The 14,399-nt window shown below is 56.9% G+C and carries 11 protein-coding genes; 7 read left to right on the top strand and 4 right to left on the bottom strand.

From position 1 onward, the window contains the following. The first annotated feature begins 81 nt into the window (after window positions 1–81). From CFB04_RS12615 to CFB04_RS12595, 5 genes are all read left to right on the top strand, one after another. Window positions 82–3,234 (top strand): efflux RND transporter permease subunit, encoded by a 3,153-nt coding sequence (locus tag CFB04_RS12615; protein WP_088535604.1) that lies wholly within the window; start codon window positions 82–84, stop codon window positions 3,232–3,234. A gap of 1 nt (window position 3,235) precedes the next feature. After that, the gene (adeC, locus tag CFB04_RS12610; protein WP_088535603.1) at window positions 3,236–4,660 is read left to right on the top strand and encodes an AdeC/AdeK/OprM family multidrug efflux complex outer membrane factor; all 1,425 of its coding nucleotides are present in this window, start codon (window positions 3,236–3,238) and stop codon (window positions 4,658–4,660) included. Window positions 4,661–4,916: 256 nt separating this feature from the next. Continuing rightward, a complete protein-coding gene (locus tag CFB04_RS12605) occupies window positions 4,917–5,903 on the top strand; it encodes a TAXI family TRAP transporter solute-binding subunit (RefSeq protein WP_088535602.1) in 987 nt (328 codons plus the stop codon). A gap of 43 nt (window positions 5,904–5,946) precedes the next feature. Then, window positions 5,947–7,236: an alpha/beta fold hydrolase gene (locus CFB04_RS12600; RefSeq protein WP_088535601.1), complete on the top strand. Its 1,290-nt coding sequence runs from the start codon at window positions 5,947–5,949 to the stop codon at window positions 7,234–7,236. A 2-nt stretch (window positions 7,237–7,238) separates the two neighbouring features. Next, window positions 7,239–8,003 (top strand): VacJ family lipoprotein, encoded by a 765-nt coding sequence (locus tag CFB04_RS12595; RefSeq protein WP_088535600.1) that lies wholly within the window; start codon window positions 7,239–7,241, stop codon window positions 8,001–8,003. Window positions 8,004–8,042: 39 nt separating this feature from the next. On the opposite strand, the gene CFB04_RS12590 is transcribed toward CFB04_RS12595, so the two are convergent. The 4 genes from CFB04_RS12590 to CFB04_RS12575 all read right to left on the bottom strand — a co-directional run bounded on the left by CFB04_RS12590 (window position 8,043) and on the right by CFB04_RS12575 (window position 10,796). Continuing rightward, entirely contained in the window at window positions 8,043–8,438 is a 396-nt protein-coding gene (locus CFB04_RS12590) for a type II toxin-antitoxin system death-on-curing family toxin (RefSeq protein WP_088535599.1), read from the bottom strand. Window positions 8,439–8,441: 3 nt separating this feature from the next. Beyond that, a complete protein-coding gene (locus CFB04_RS12585; protein ID WP_088535598.1) occupies window positions 8,442–8,687 on the bottom strand; it encodes an AbrB/MazE/SpoVT family DNA-binding domain-containing protein in 246 nt (81 codons plus the stop codon). A 79-nt stretch (window positions 8,688–8,766) separates the two neighbouring features. After that, window positions 8,767–9,510 (bottom strand): TIGR03915 family putative DNA repair protein, encoded by a 744-nt coding sequence (locus CFB04_RS12580; RefSeq protein WP_088535597.1) that lies wholly within the window; start codon window positions 9,508–9,510, stop codon window positions 8,767–8,769. After that, window positions 9,510–10,796, bottom strand: a complete 1,287-nt coding sequence (locus CFB04_RS12575; RefSeq protein ID WP_088535596.1) for a putative DNA modification/repair radical SAM protein — start codon at window positions 10,794–10,796, stop codon at window positions 9,510–9,512. Before CFB04_RS12575 ends, CFB04_RS12580 begins: the two co-directional genes overlap by 1 nt. Before the next feature lie 634 nt (window positions 10,797–11,430). On the opposite strand from CFB04_RS12575, the gene CFB04_RS12570 reads away from it, so the two are divergent. Next, entirely contained in the window at window positions 11,431–12,435 is a 1,005-nt protein-coding gene (locus CFB04_RS12570) for a transposase (RefSeq protein ID WP_088535595.1), read from the top strand. Window positions 12,436–12,891: 456 nt separating this feature from the next. Further along, window positions 12,892–13,833, top strand: a complete 942-nt coding sequence (locus CFB04_RS12565) for a hypothetical protein (RefSeq protein WP_088535594.1) — start codon at window positions 12,892–12,894, stop codon at window positions 13,831–13,833. Window positions 13,834–14,399 lie beyond the last annotated feature (566 nt).

Raw genomic sequence — 14,399 nt, 5'->3', positions numbered from 1 at the left:
TCCCCCTCAGCTTCTTGAGAAGCATTTGCTTTTCTCTGTGCCTCAGTGTCTCTGTGGCAAGCATTTCTTAGGAGAGTAACCATGTCCAGGTTTTTCATAGACAGGCCCATATTTGCCTGGGTCATCGCCATCGCCATCATGCTTGCGGGACTCCTGGCGATCAAGGCGCTCCCGGTATCCCAATACCCGCCCATCGCGCCTCCCCAGATTTCCATAAATGCCGTCTATCCGGGTGCATCCGCCCGGACCGTTCAGGATACGGTCACCCAGGTGATCGAGCAGAAGATGAACGGGATAGACAACCTGCTCTACATGTCCTCCACCAGCGATTCGGCGGGGGCCGTCACCATCAACCTGACCTTCAAGGCCGGCACTGACCCGAATATCGCCCAGGTCCAGGTGCAGAACAAGCTGCAGCTGGCGACGCCGCTCCTGCCGCAGGTCGTACAGCGGCAAGGGGTGCAGGTGGTGAAATCCACCCGTAACTTCCTGATAATCGTCGGCATCGCTTCGGAAGACGGCTCCATGAACCGCCACCAGCTGAGCGATTACATGGTGTCCAACATCCAGGACGTCATCAGCCGGGTCCAGGGGGTAGGCGAGGTCACGGTCTTCGGCTCGCAGAACGCCATGCGCATCTGGCTGAACCCGGACAAGCTCAATAACTTCAGGCTGACCCCCAATGACGTTATCCTCGCGCTTCAGGCACAGAATGCGCAGGTTTCCGCCGGCCAGTTCGGGGGAAGTCCTTCCGCTCCGGGCCAGCAGTTGAACGCCACCATCAGCGCACGTACGCTGCTGCAGACACCCGAGCAGTTCGACGCAATCGTCCTTCGCACCAACAGTGACGGCTCAACCGTAAAGCTGCGCGATGTTGCCAAAAGCGAGGTCGGCACGGAAAATTACGATATCCTCGCTAGATACAAGGGCCAGCCTGTCGCGGCCATGGCTCTTCGACTGGCGGCGGGGGCCAATGCGCTTGATACCGCCGAGCGGGTCAAGGCGAAGATGGCGGAGCTGGAAAAATCATTCCCTGCCGGAGTGAAGGTTGTCTACCCTTACGATACGACTCCCTTCGTAAAGATCTCCATCGAGGAGGTCCTGAAAACGCTCATGGAGGCGGTCTTCCTCGTCTTCATCATCATGTTCCTGTTCCTCCAGAACATCCGGGCGACATTGATTCCGACCATCGCCGTACCGGTGGTTCTGCTGGGGACGATGGGGGTCCTGCTGGCCAGCGGCTTCTCCATCAACACCCTTACCATGTTCGCGCTGGTCATCGTCATAGGCCTGCTCGTTGATGACGCCATTGTAGTCGTGGAGAACGTGGAGCGGATCATGTCCGAGGAGGGGCTTTCGCCCCGGGAGGCAACCATCAAGTCGATGGGTCAGATCACCAGCGCTCTCGTCGGGATCGCCACGGTTCTGACGGCGGTCTTCGTGCCGATGGCCTTCTTCGGCGGTTCCACGGGGGTCATCTACCGGCAGTTCTCCATCACAATCGTTTCGGCGATGATCCTGTCAGTGTTCGTGGCCCTTATCCTCACTCCAGCACTCTGCGCGACCCTGCTCAAGCCGGTGCCGAAGGGGCACATGCCCGGCGAGTACGGGTGGTTCAAGGGGTTTTTCCGGTGGTTCAACAAGGTTTTCGATTTCTGCAGGATGAAGTACGAGGGGATCGTCGGCCGGTCATTCAATAAACCCGTGCGCTATCTCCTTATATACGGAGGAATCGTGGCGGTGATGGTCGTGCTCTTCCTCCGGTTGCCGACCGCCTTCCTCCCGGACGAGGACCAGGGTTTCATCATCTGCCAGGTCCAGCTGCCGGCCGGCGCGACCCAGGAACGGACCCTCAAAGTCATAGAGCAGATCGAGGAGCACTTCCTGACGAACGAGAAGAAGACGGTGGATTCACTCATCACCGTAGCGGGCTTCAGCTTTGCCGGCCGGGGGCAGAACATGGGTCTTGCCTTCATCAAGCTGAAGGACTGGAAGCTTCGGCAGACCCCGGATCTTAAGGCACCTGCAGTCGCCGGACGCGCAATGGGCGCGTTCTCCAAGATCAAGGACGGAATGGCCTTCGCCTTCTCTCCCCCGGCGGTTGTCGAATTGGGACAGGCGAACGGTTTCGACTTCCAGCTGCAGGACCGCGGAGGCGTCGGGCACGACAAGCTGATGGAGGCGCGCAACCAGCTGCTGGGCATGGCGTCCCAGAACAAGGCTCTCATCGCCGTCCGCCCCAACGGACAGGACGACACACCGCAGTTCAAGCTCGAAATCGACGATGTGCGTGCCGGCGCACAGGGGGTCTCGCTGGCGGACATCAACAGCGTGCTCACCACTGCCTGGGGGAGCTCCTACGTCAACGACTTCATCGAGAACGGGCGGGTCAAGAGGGTTTATCTCCAGGCGGACGCAAAATACCGCATGGTACCGGAAGACATCGGCAAGTGGTATGTCCGCAACAATCGCGGAGAGATGGTACCCTTCTCCTCCTTCGCCACAGCCCGCTGGGAATACAGCTCGCCCCGACTGGAAAGGTACAACGGCATTCCGTCGAGGCAGATCATGGGGCAGGCGGCGCCGGGGGTAAGCACCGGGGACGCGATGAGGGAGATGGAACAGATGGCAGCGAAGCTTCCCCCCGGCATCGGCTACGAATGGACGGGCCTCTCCTATGAGGAGAAGCAGGCGGGAAAGCAGGCTCCCGCGCTCTACGCGATTTCGCTTCTGGTCGTATTCCTTGCGGTGGCGGCCCTGTACGAAAGCTGGACGATCCCATTCGTCAACCTGCTGATGCTGCCGCTCGGTCTCGTCGGAGCGGTCACCGCCGTGAGCCTGCGGGTGCTTCCCAACGACATATATCTCCAGATCGGCCTTCTTACCACCGTTGGACTTTCAACCAAGAACGCGATCCTTATCATCCAGTTCATAAAGGACCAGCTGCATCAGGGGCATGAACTGGTGGAGGCGACCCTGATGGCGGTGAAGATCCGGCTGCGTCCAGTCATAATGACGTCGCTGGCTTTCTTCTTCGGCACACTGCCGCTGGCCCTCACCAAGGGGGCGGGCGCCGGCGCCCAGAACGCAATCGGCACGGCGGTAACCGGAGGTCTCCTCTCTGCGACCTTCATCGACCTGATCTTCATTCCATTCTTCTTCGTGATGGTCTCCCGTATTTTCGCAAAAAAGAAGGCACCGGTTGCTGCAACCAATGCCCCGGAGGTGCATTGAGATGTGTAGGACTAAAAAGCTCGTATATCTCTCCCTGGTGACATCCCTGCTGCTGGCGGGGTGCTCCACGATGGCACCGAAGTATACCCGACCTGAAACTCCTGTTGCTTCCGCATGGCCGAGCGGTCCCGCCTACAAGGCGGAGGCCGTCAAGCCGGAGCAGAAGCCCCTTGCGGAAATTCCCTGGAAGGAGTTCTTCATCGAGCCGCAGCTGCAGAACCTGATCGGCCTTGCAATCGAGAACAACCGGGATCTTCGCGTCGCGGTGCTCAACATCGAGCGTTTCCGGGCCCAGTACCAGATCAGGCGTGCCGACCTGGTGCCCAATATAGCTGCAACCGCCGGTGCCGGTTTCCAGCGGGTCCCCGAAGATCTTTCCGCCACCGGCGAAGCCCGAACCGTGGAACAGTACGATGTGGGGCTCGGGATGAGCTATTACGAACTCGACCTCTTCGGCAGGGTGCGGAGCCTGAAGGACCAGGCACTGGAGCAGTATCTGGCTACGGAGCATGCCAGGAGAAGCGTGCAGATCGCACTTGTCTCCCAGGTTGCCACGGCCTACCTCACGCTGGCTTCCGACCGCGAGCGCCTGAAGCTCGCAAGGGAGACCCTGGCGAACCAGGAGGAATCGTACAAGCTGACCAAGAGCCGTTTCGATGCCGGGATATCATCAGCCCTGGATCTTCAGCAGGCCCGGACGAGCGTGGATGCCGCGCGTGTGGACATCGCCCGGTTCACCACATTGGCAGCCCAGGACGAAAACCTGCTTAATCTTGTAGTGGGCAGGCCGGTTCCGGCGGAGCTGCTCCCCCAGGCGCTCTCGGAAAAACTTACGGCGCTGAAGGACCTGACTCCGGGGTTGCCGTCGGATGTGCTTCTTACCCGTCCCGACATTCTCCAGGCGGAAGGGGTGCTCAAGGGGGCCAATGCCAACATCGGGGCAGCCAGGGCTGCATTTTTCCCACGCATCACCCTGCTGTCGTCAGTCGGCTTCGGCAGTGACGAGCTCAGCGGGCTCTTCAAAGGTGGGTCCTTTACCTGGAGTTTTGCACCGAGGGTAACGGTGCCGATTTTCGAGGGGGGGCGCAACAGGGCTAACCTTAAGGCTGCGGAGGTCGATACGGAGATAGCGGTGGCGCAATATGAGAAGGCGATCCAGGTCGCGTTTCGTGAAGTAGCCGACGCATTGGCCCAGCGGGGAACCATAGAGGAGCAGGTGGCGGCCCAGCAGTCACTGACCGACGCCACCGCCGAGACCCACCGCCTCTCGACGGCGCGCTACGAGAAGGGAGTCGACAGCTACCTCAGTGTCCTCGACTCCCAACGCACCCTCTACGGCGCCCAGCAGAACCTGATCAGCGTCCGCCTAGCACGGCTCGCCAACCTGGTGACGCTCTACAAGGTGCTGGGAGGCGGGGTGAAGTAGAATGAGCGGGGCTGTTCAGGGGAGCAACCCCGCTCAAAGCCCACCCTTGTAGATTCCTCCAGAAGCAGTACCTGACGTTCCGATAAGCCTGCTTTACCTGCGCACAAGCGTTGATCCTTCCGAACCTCCAGGTAATCCTCCAGCCACAACCGAGACAGGTAAAAAAGAGGGTGATACACTCTTACAGACTGTTGGATCCGGACAGGTACGCCGCATGAGCGGCCTCCGATTCTACACTCCTGGGAGGACTTTGCCGATGATCCCTTTTTTCCGGTTTATGCGCATTATCTGGCTCCCAGCGGCACTGATCATTCTTGCGATGCCCGCTCCCCTTTCCGCTTTCACCCAGCAATCCCTGTCCGTTGTCTCCGGAAACACTACCGGGTCCTACTATGCAGTATCCAGCGCCCTGGCAAAGATATTCAACCGCCGAAGCGCTGACTACGGCGTGCGCCTTGCCACAGCCTTATCCGAAGGCTCGGTTGCCAATGTCGAGAGTGTTGCGGAGGGAAAAGCCGCGTTTGGGATAGGCGAATCCATCATTCTTCAGCAGGCGGCAAAAGGAATGGGGTTGTGGGAAGGAAGAGCCAGGAGGGGCTTGCGTGCAGTCCTCGGCCTGCATGTGGAATCGGTGACTGTGGTCGCGGCCGCCGATCGCGGGATCATGAAACTCGGCGACCTCAAGGGTAAGAGGGTGAACATCGGTGCACCCGGCTCCACTAGTTACGAATTCGGAGAGAAGCTTCTCGGATTATCGGGGGTGAGCCCCACGGATGTGACCTTTTCCGAGCAGTCCGCAGCCCTAGCTTCCGAATTGCTCCAGAAAGGAAAGATCGACGCATACATATACACAGTCGGTCATCCAAATCTTTCCATCGCGGAAGCAACCGCCGGGGCGCGGAAGGTGCTGCTGGTTCCTCTCGACAAGGAGGTCATCGGGCAGGTGACGGGCAGCAACCCGCTTCTGCTTCCGACGGCAGTTCCCACAGCTTTCTATCCCGGCCTGGAGAACAGGGAATCCGTCCCTACTTTCGGCGTCCGGTCGGTTCTCTTCACCCGCTCCGACCTGGATGAGGAAACCGTGTACCGTCTCGTGCGTGAGATCATGACAAACTTCGATCTCTTCAGGCGCCAGCATCCGGTCCTGCAGGACATGATTCCCCGTGATGCGGCCGACGCCGAGGTGATTCCTCTACATCCCGGCGCAGCACGTTATTTCAGAGAGGCCGGTCTTCTTCACTGAAGTCACGCCAGAGCACCTTTCGAGCGCCGGATCTGGAGGAAGCATGAAGCGATTCTTCACTCCCGTTTTCCTGATGATGATCTGCTGCGTTGCGCCGCAGTCGGCTGAGGCCGTACGGGAGGCCTACTTCTATCCTTTCGTCAATCCTTACGAGGCGACCGTGATGGAGTTGCCGAAAGAGCTCGAAGTAACGCTGCCGGAAAAGGTCCCCGTAAAGGAATTCACCGTTCGCCCCTTTCCCCGGCGCGAGATCCCGAAGGTCTTCTGGTACGAGGATGGCCTACCCTGCGCCCTTGCATACCAAGACCAGAAGGCGCCGCTCATCTTCGTCATCGCCGGCACCGGCTCCAATTACAGCACACCGCGCATGCAGAAGCTCCAGAAGGCTTTCCACCGTGCGGGGTTTCATGTCATTTCCCTCACCTCCCCCACTCATATGGACTTCGTCGTGAACGCCTCGTCGGGACTGCCGGGGGATTCCTTCGGCGATGCGGCCGACCTTTACCGCGTCATGGAACTCGCCTACGAACAGGTTCGGGACGATATCGAAGTTTCCGGCTTCGCCCTCACCGGCTACAGCCTCGGCGCCTTCAATGCGGCTTTTGCCGCCAGGATCGATGAAGAAAAGAAACGATTCAATTTCCGCAAGGTCCTGCTGATCAACCCTCCAGTCAGCCTCTACGAATCGGTCTCGATCCTCGACCGGTTGCTGGTGGAGAACGTGCCGGGGGGCATGGAAAACTTCGAGCCATGGTTGCGCAGCGTCTATGTCAAATTCGCCGACGTCACCAGAAGGGTCGAACCGGGTGGGCTCAGCGGCGAATTCATGTACAGGGCCTACAAACGGCTTCCCCCTAACGAGGAGAGTCTGGCCGCCCTGATCGGCCTTACCTTCCGCATGAATGCGGCAAACATGATTTTCACCGCGGACGTCATGAACGGCGGCGGCTACATCGTCCCGAGAAACGCACAACTCACCGCCACTACCTCACTAACCCGCTACGCCGTAGTCTCGTACAACACCAGGTTCGTCGATTACTTCGAGGAGTGGTTCTTTCCCAGCTGCCGGAAGCGCGACCCGAGCCTGACGCGGCAAACCCTTGTGGAGCGCCTGAGCCTGCGTTCCATCGAGGCTTACCTTAGGAGCGCGGTCAAGATCGGTGTGCTCCACAACGAGGACGACATAATCCTCGCGCCTGGGGACATCGACTACCTTCAGGAGGTGTTCGGCCACCGCGCGCAAATCTTTCCTACCGGCGGCCACATCGGAAACATGTTCCATCCCGACGTGATTTCTTCGATGACAGGCTTTCTGACCGGAAAGGAGAAATGACCATGGGAGTGGTCTCTCAGCGGAATGTCGCAGCGGCTCTACTTCTGTCGGTCCTGCTTCAGGTGTGCGGGTGCAGTACTCTTCCCGAAACGGGTCCTGATACGGCACCGCCACTACGCACCTATGAAAAGGTGGTGAAGGGGGGGCAGCCGCCGATGCTCGACGTCCCCGACTCCATAGAAGGGTTCAACCGGGGCACGTACCGGTTCAACTATCATTTCGACGAGTATGTTTTCCGCCCCGTCGTGCGCGCCTACGAGTTCATCCTCCCCGATTATGCGGAGGATCGGATATCCAGCGCCCTCGACAATATCAACGAGCTGGGCAACTTCACCAACAACCTGTTCCAGCTCAAGTTCGCCAATGCCGGCATTACCCTGAGCCGCTTCGTCATCAACTCCACGGTCGGCATCGCCGGCCTCTGGGACCCAGCCGGCAGCTGGGGGCTCAATCGCAAACCGGAAGATTTCGGCCAGACTCTCGGCCATTACGGTGTCGGGGATGGCTCGTATCTGGTCCTGCCTGTCCTGGGGCCCTCCAATGCCCGCGACACCACCGGCCTCGTTGCCGACGCAGCGGCTTTCGGGATCGTCGGTCCCATCGCCTGGATCGATGACAGCAGCGCAGCCACGGCGTATTCAGGAACGTCCACCGTGGACAGGCGGCACCGTGTTCCCTTCCGCTACCGCCAGACCGGTTCTCCCTTCGAGTATGAACTGCTGCGGATGCTTTACACCATGCAACGGGAGTATGTGATAGAAAAGTAACCCGATTTGCATTGCGGCAACTGCGAGCTCTTTGCCTTTTCATTCATTCAGGAGGGGCCGCGACTTTTCATGCAGCCATTCTGCCGCCTCCCGTGCCCCGGCAGCACCTGTCGCCATAGTGATCGCGAACGAGTACAGGTCGTCCTGGGTAGTTTCGAGGAAAAAGCCGTTTTTGCGGAGGAAGAGTGCGGCGGAACTGACAGCGGTTCTTTTGTTGCCGTCGATAAAAGGGTGGTTTTTAGCCAGCGATTCGAACAGCGCCCCTGCTTTTGTGAAGAGATCGGGGTACAGCTCCTTGCCGTCGAAGGTCACCTGAGGCCGGGCTGCGGCCGATTGGAGGGCACCGACGTCACGGATGCCGTGGGTACCACCGGTCATTTCGATCAGGCGATAGTGAATGAACAGGATCTGCTGCGGCGAAAGGTATTCTGTCACGACCTACTCGGCGAGCTTCTTCAGGGCTGGACGATACAGTTCTATGAACTCGTTCACCTGGTTTGCAAACTCGGCATCGACCCCCTCGGGATAGGCAGCAGTGCGCACCGGCTCGATAACGATGCAGCCTTGCTCCTCGTCCACCTGCACGTCCACTTCCGACCCCACTGCCAGTTTCAGCTTCTCCAGCGCTTCGATGGGAAGCGACACCCCCCGGCTGTTGCCGATGGCGCAAATCTTTCGACGCATACGATGCTCCCTTGGTTTTTGTTATACCAGGATTATAACGAGGGGAAAGATGAGAAGCAAGGGGTTTGGCGATGCTGGATTAAAACTCCGTCAGATGCTTGCGAAAACGCATCGGCACATGCTTCTGCTGCAGTTTCGGATTATGCCGCTCTGCGATGGCGAGGCGCTGAAAATAGCTCTGCCACAGGGCGGCGTAGTCATGTTCGGTCGCACTGAGTGCCGGTTCGGTGGTCAGTTCGATATCCGGTATCAAACACCATGACGTCAGATCGTACAGCGCCGCCTGATTACGGCAGAGATCATGAATCATCCAAGGCCGATCATTGACGCGCCCGACGAAGTGGGGAGCGATGAAGGCGAGGATGTCTGCTTCAGGCTCGATCCGGGCATACAGAAAACCGGCCTCAACTTCACGAAAGCGCACAAACCCTTTGTACTTGTGGGCTTCATGCGCCACATGCCGGGCAATACGATTGACCGAATGCACCGGGTCCTCCGCCAGCATCGCGCACAAACGCCTTCCCACCTGAAGTCCCGCTACGAGATAGCGCCACACCAGCAGTTCAATCCCCGTTCTCCGGCTATGAAAAGCATAGCGGGCGGTGGCGAAGGCCTCCCGGGAAACCGCTTCGATAAATCGTTTCCGGAATGCCAGTGCCGCTTCCCGCACCGTTGCCACCTGGTGTACTTCACCGGCAAAGAGCCCGAAGGAAAGATGGTCGCCACCCCCCACAAACTCCGGTTGCCTTTCCCCCGCCTCCAGGGCGTCGTTAATTGCGCAGATAAAGCCTTCAAAGCTGCCGTCGTAGCGATAGACCCTCATCACAACTCTCCCGTCAGTGCGGACGCATCCGGCAGCGCGTCAAACAGCTCCAGCTGGTCCAGTCGCGCCGGCCGGCGCGTCGGCGCCAGCATTAGCTCCATAAGACGCGGCCCGTCCAGCCTGATGCCCCCCAGATACCGGCCATCGGCGGTCAGAAAATATTTTGCCCGTTTCAGCACGACCCCCAATTTTTTCAACTCCATCTCCCCCAGCCGCGCACCGCGCCGGGCCTGCACGATGCGCTGGGCGGAGCGGACGCCGATCCCCGGAACCCGCAGCAGCACCTCATAATCGACCCGATTGACCTCCACCGGAAACAGCTCCAGATGGCGCAACGCCCAGTCGCTTTTCGGATCGAAACGCATGTCCAGATTGGGACGCGCTTCATCCAGCAGTTCGTGGGCGGCAAAGCCGTAAAAACGCAGCAGCCAGTCGGCCTGATAGAGGCGATGTTCACGTAAGAGCGGCGGCGTAGGGAGCGCCGGCAGGCGGCGGTCGCTTGATCCCGGAATATAGGCCGAGTAATAAACCCGCTTCAGTTCCAGCTTTTTGTACAGCCCCTCTGTCAGGGTGATGATCTCGCGGTCGCTCTCCGGCGTGGCTCCGACAATCAGCTGGGTGCTCTGGCCGGCCGGAGCGAAGCGTGGCGATTTTCGGGATTGTGTGCGGGCTTCCCGTGCCTCGACCAGCAGGGTGCTGACCTGACGCATGGGGTCGATCACCGATTCGCGCGGTTTGTCCGGCGCCAGCAGCGCCAGGCTCCGTCGAGTGGGTAGTTCGATATTGATACTCACCCGGTCGGCATAGCGCCCTGCTAAGGCAATAAGGAGCGGATCCGCCCCCGGAACCAGTTTCAGATGAATATAACCATTGAAACGTTCCACCTCCCGCAGCCGCTGCGCCACGGCGATCAGCTGCTCCATGGTGTAGTCGGCGGAACGGATAACGCCGGTGCTGAGGAACAATCCTTCGATATAATTGCGGCGGTAAAAGTTCATCGTCAGGTCGACAACTTCATTGGCAGTGAAGGCGGCGCGGGGGATGTCGTTGGAGCGGCGGTTCAGGCAGTAGGCACAGTCGTAGATGCAGGCATTTGTTAGGAGGATTTTCAGCAGCGAGATGCAGCGGCCATCGGCGGTCCAGGTATGGCAGATGCCGCTGGCCGCGGTACTGCCGAGGGCACCCGCTTTGCCGGCGCGATTGCTGCCGCTGGATGAGCAGGAAACATCGAACTTGGCGCTGTCCGCCAGGATTTCCAGGCGCTGTTCGATGGGTAGGGTGATCATGGTGAAGAGGTTATCGCACAACCTGGACAGAATATGTCACAGAGAGTCCAGCCCTCTAAACGCGGCACGCGGTTTCGGGTGGTTCTGAAGGGCCGCGGCGGCAACTGGAAAAATATGGGGAGTGTCCCTGTTTATTTCCCTGCGGTGTAGGACGCGCTGGCATCGATGCGATGGCGGGATTCGGCTGCAGTTGGCATATGAAGGGTGGAGGGTCCGTTCAGGAAATTTGGCCATTGCGTTCGATGGGAGTTGAAGGAGCTTTATAGAGTATCGATGGAGCCGGGGCAGACTATGGAATCTGCCCCGGCTTTTTTTGTCTTGGGGAATTTAGTTACGTTGTTTCAACTCATCCGGTAGGTACCGAACGGGCGGCACACGAGATGACGGCCTTTACATTGGCGAGAAGGAAGAATATAGTGCGTGCTCATTGGAGAGAGTTGAGTTGGCGGCTGGTGGTTTTTTGCTTTATTCAGGGAGTGCGATGAAATCGCGATTGAGCCTTAAGCCGGGTCAAAAGGGAACAAAGAAGCTCCTGGAATTGTACGGCGATCGCCTGACGGCTAAGGGGACGTGACGGCTAAGGGGACGTAGTTGATTAGTTGACTAGCGTAGGATTGGAGGTAAGAGTTTATACATGCCGAGGGCCGCACGACTCGACATAGCCGGCGTTCTTCAACACGTCATAGTGAGGGGAGTTGAACGTCGAGATATCTTTCTGGATGACCAAGACCGACAATCCTTTGTCGATCGCTTCACGAAACTGATGGAGCAGATGGGAATGGAATGTCTGGCGTGGGCCTTAATGTCCAACCACGTTCACCTGTTGTTGCGGCCGTCCCAAGATAATCTCGGGCAGTTTATGCGGCGACTCCTCACGGGTCATGCGGTGATGTTCAATCTTAGGCACCACCGGAGCGGCCATCTCTTTCAAAACCGGTACAAATCGATCATCTGTGAAGAAGATCCTTATCTTCTTGAACTGGTTCGTTATATTCACTTAAATCCTCTCCGAGCCGGATTGGTCGGCAGTATTGAAGAGCTGAAACGCTATCCCTGGAGTGGTCATGCTGTCTTGATGGGTACAAGAGCGCTGCAAGGGCAGAAGATGGACGAGGTGCTACTGCACTTCTCGACGAAGCAGAAGTCGGCGAGGCAAAAATACGAGGTTTTCCTGGCCGATGGTGTCGGGCGCGGGAAAAGAGAAGAACTTGTAGGCGGAGGCCTGCGACGTGTCCTTAAAGCGGCAGGAGAGGGTTTCATTTCAGCCTACGACGACAGGATACTTGGCAGTGGAGATTTCGTGGAGCAGTTGAGGCAGGAAAAAGGCCTATCGGAGAAGCTTGAGGCGTGCCTGCCATTGGAGCAGTTGATAGAAAAAATTGCTGAGGCATCGGGCATCGATCGGGAGATTTTTTGTGAACGCAGACGTGGAGGGGGTTTGTCGGAGGCCAAAAGCATAATCTGCTACGTTGCCACTCGGCGCTTTGGCTACAGCGGAGAGGCGGTCGCGAAAGCTCTTGGCATTACCCGTTCCGGTGTCTGCCGTGGAGCATTACGTGGCGGGAAGATAGCAGCACAAGGGATGCCGCTTTGGGAGCAAATCGAGAAGTTAGTCAACAAATCAACTACGTCCCCTTAGGTTCCGTCGATCTGGGCGGTCTACCGGCCGTGACTTTCTATCCCAGGATCGGACCAAGTTGCAAGAATTTAAAGGTATTAGCCCCTGCTTTTGGCCTTAGAGCCGCATTTTTGACTGCAAAAAATTACCTTTAAGAATGGCCGTGGCAAAGAATAAGAAGTTCGTTTTTGATGCCAAAAATATGCGTTTAAGCCCAAAAAATAGTCCATTTTGGCGTATTTATTTGTGAGTTCAATAGGTTGACTTGGTCCGACCCCACCGACAACCCCACCGACAAGCCACTTTATGACAATAGGGCAGACATTTTTTCGTGCAGGCGACGGATAAACTGCTTTTTTTGTAAATTCCTGACTCCCTTGTTCAGGCACCGAGGTGTTAGGTTAAACTTTTCTACGGTATCGATTTGCTAGACCGATAAGGGAATTAGAAAGACAAATCTGGAGGGGGAGGGCAATAATGAGTACCAAAAAGAATAATGTAACAAAGGCGTTAGCTGCTCGCGAGACACTAGAATCCTGGGCTGTATATAAGTCAATGGAACTGAATTCGGGATGTGCAAATCAAAAAGGGTTCATCCATGAATCGACTTCATCGATGATCAAAACCATGAAAGGCATGGAAGTTTGGGCTCCTGCGGCAGACCGACATGCCGCCGCTGACCTCGTGTCTGCCAGTGGTCATACAGTTCAATGCAAAGCATTAAGCAATAATGCTGCAATTAATAAGGCTGCAAAGCGCATTCTTAAGGGCGATTATGGTAATGATAAGATTGTGATTCCTTATGATATGCGAGAAGGATTGATAAAAAAGGGCGTTGATCCAGCCAGGTTGGAGGCTATGCCCTATCCAGTTCAGTACATGGACGCATTGGCCAGTAAAGTTGGACTCGGTTATGGAACCTTAGGGGCAAAGATAGTAGACGCCGCATCAACTGGTGCTGTTACAGGAGCGGCCTTCGGTGTAGCTGTTTCGGTAGCCTGCTGTTCTTTTGAAATTGCGGCTGGGACAATGACCCCCGCGGAGGCTGCTGCTGAAATAACAAAAACAGGTTTGATGGGAGGGGTAACAGGAGCAGCATATAACGCGGCAATAACAGCAGCCGCTTCTGCGTTGTCTTCAGCAGGCTATGCGGCAGCGGCCGCGGCAGTCCCTGGTGTCGGTCTTGCTCTCGTGGTAGGTTCCGTGGTCTGGGGTGCAGCAGGTGATGATCTCATTGCCGGGATTGACAGAGTTGTTTGTGATCTGGGGGGAGCCATATCCGACGCAGGGGAAAGATTATTCGAAGGAGGCACTAAGATTGTATCTGACGCACTCTGTGGTGTTCCTGGTGGTACAGGCGACACGGCTATAAAAGTTAGAAATACTATATCTGATATTTGCCAAATTTTTCGTTGGTAGCTGCCATTAAAAAAAGATTCTATCAATTTCTGGGACTGCTACAAAAAGAGCTTCCAATCCCATCCTGTACTGCCGGGATTTCGTCAGGAAGTAATTCTATGAACTGGGCCAGATCGCGTGTAATGGAAAGCTGGAAAGGACCGGAGAACCATTGATTGACCTTCCCCCCTGAGTTTCAGGGGGAAGGTCACCGCATATCCACGCGGAGTTTCAAGGAGAAGTCGCAGTGTTCGCCATTAATGAGAACCACCCATCCACCATCACCATCCCAGGGTCGGACCAAGATAACCGGTTAATATGCAAGAATTTATAGGTATTTTAAGCCCTACTTCTGGCCTTAGAGCCGCGTTTTTCACTACAAAAAAATACCTTTAAGGGCCCACCCATCCAAGGGTCGGACCAAGATAACCAGTTAATATGCAAGGATTTAAAGTTATTTTAAGCCCTACTTTTAGCCTTAATCCCGCATTTTTAACTGCAAAAAATTACCTTTAAGAATTGCCAACAATAGCTATCAGGAGTCGCTGGAGAATGCTTGCGTTTCTGGTCAGGTGAATAATTATGCA

The sequence above is a fragment of the Geobacter sp. DSM 9736 genome, from assembly GCF_900187405.1.
GTDB lineage: Bacteria > Desulfobacterota > Desulfuromonadia > Geobacterales > Geobacteraceae > DSM-9736.
This window is presented reverse-complemented; position numbering and strand designations above follow the sequence as displayed.

Bases quoted from the DNA above. Each gene is read 5' to 3' on its own strand.
- CFB04_RS12575 (WP_088535596.1), bottom strand. From the start codon at position 10,796: ATGATCACCCTACCCATCGAACAGCGCCTGGAAATCCTGGCGGACAGC.
- CFB04_RS12585 (WP_088535598.1), bottom strand. From the start codon at position 8,687: ATGCGTCGAAAGATTTGCGCCATCGGCAACAGCCGGGGGGTGTCGCTT.
- CFB04_RS12600 (WP_088535601.1), top strand. From the start codon at position 5,947: ATGAAGCGATTCTTCACTCCCGTTTTCCTGATGATGATCTGCTGCGTT.
- CFB04_RS12570 (WP_088535595.1), top strand. From the start codon at position 11,431: ATGCCGAGGGCCGCACGACTCGACATAGCCGGCGTTCTTCAACACGTC.
- CFB04_RS12580 (WP_088535597.1), bottom strand. From the start codon at position 9,510: ATGAGGGTCTATCGCTACGACGGCAGCTTTGAAGGCTTTATCTGCGCA.
- adeC (WP_088535603.1), top strand. From the start codon at position 3,236: ATGTGTAGGACTAAAAAGCTCGTATATCTCTCCCTGGTGACATCCCTG.
- CFB04_RS12565 (WP_088535594.1), top strand. From the start codon at position 12,892: ATGAGTACCAAAAAGAATAATGTAACAAAGGCGTTAGCTGCTCGCGAG.
- CFB04_RS12615 (WP_088535604.1), top strand. From the start codon at position 82: ATGTCCAGGTTTTTCATAGACAGGCCCATATTTGCCTGGGTCATCGCC.
- CFB04_RS12605 (WP_088535602.1), top strand. From the start codon at position 4,917: ATGATCCCTTTTTTCCGGTTTATGCGCATTATCTGGCTCCCAGCGGCA.
- CFB04_RS12595 (WP_088535600.1), top strand. From the start codon at position 7,239: ATGGGAGTGGTCTCTCAGCGGAATGTCGCAGCGGCTCTACTTCTGTCG.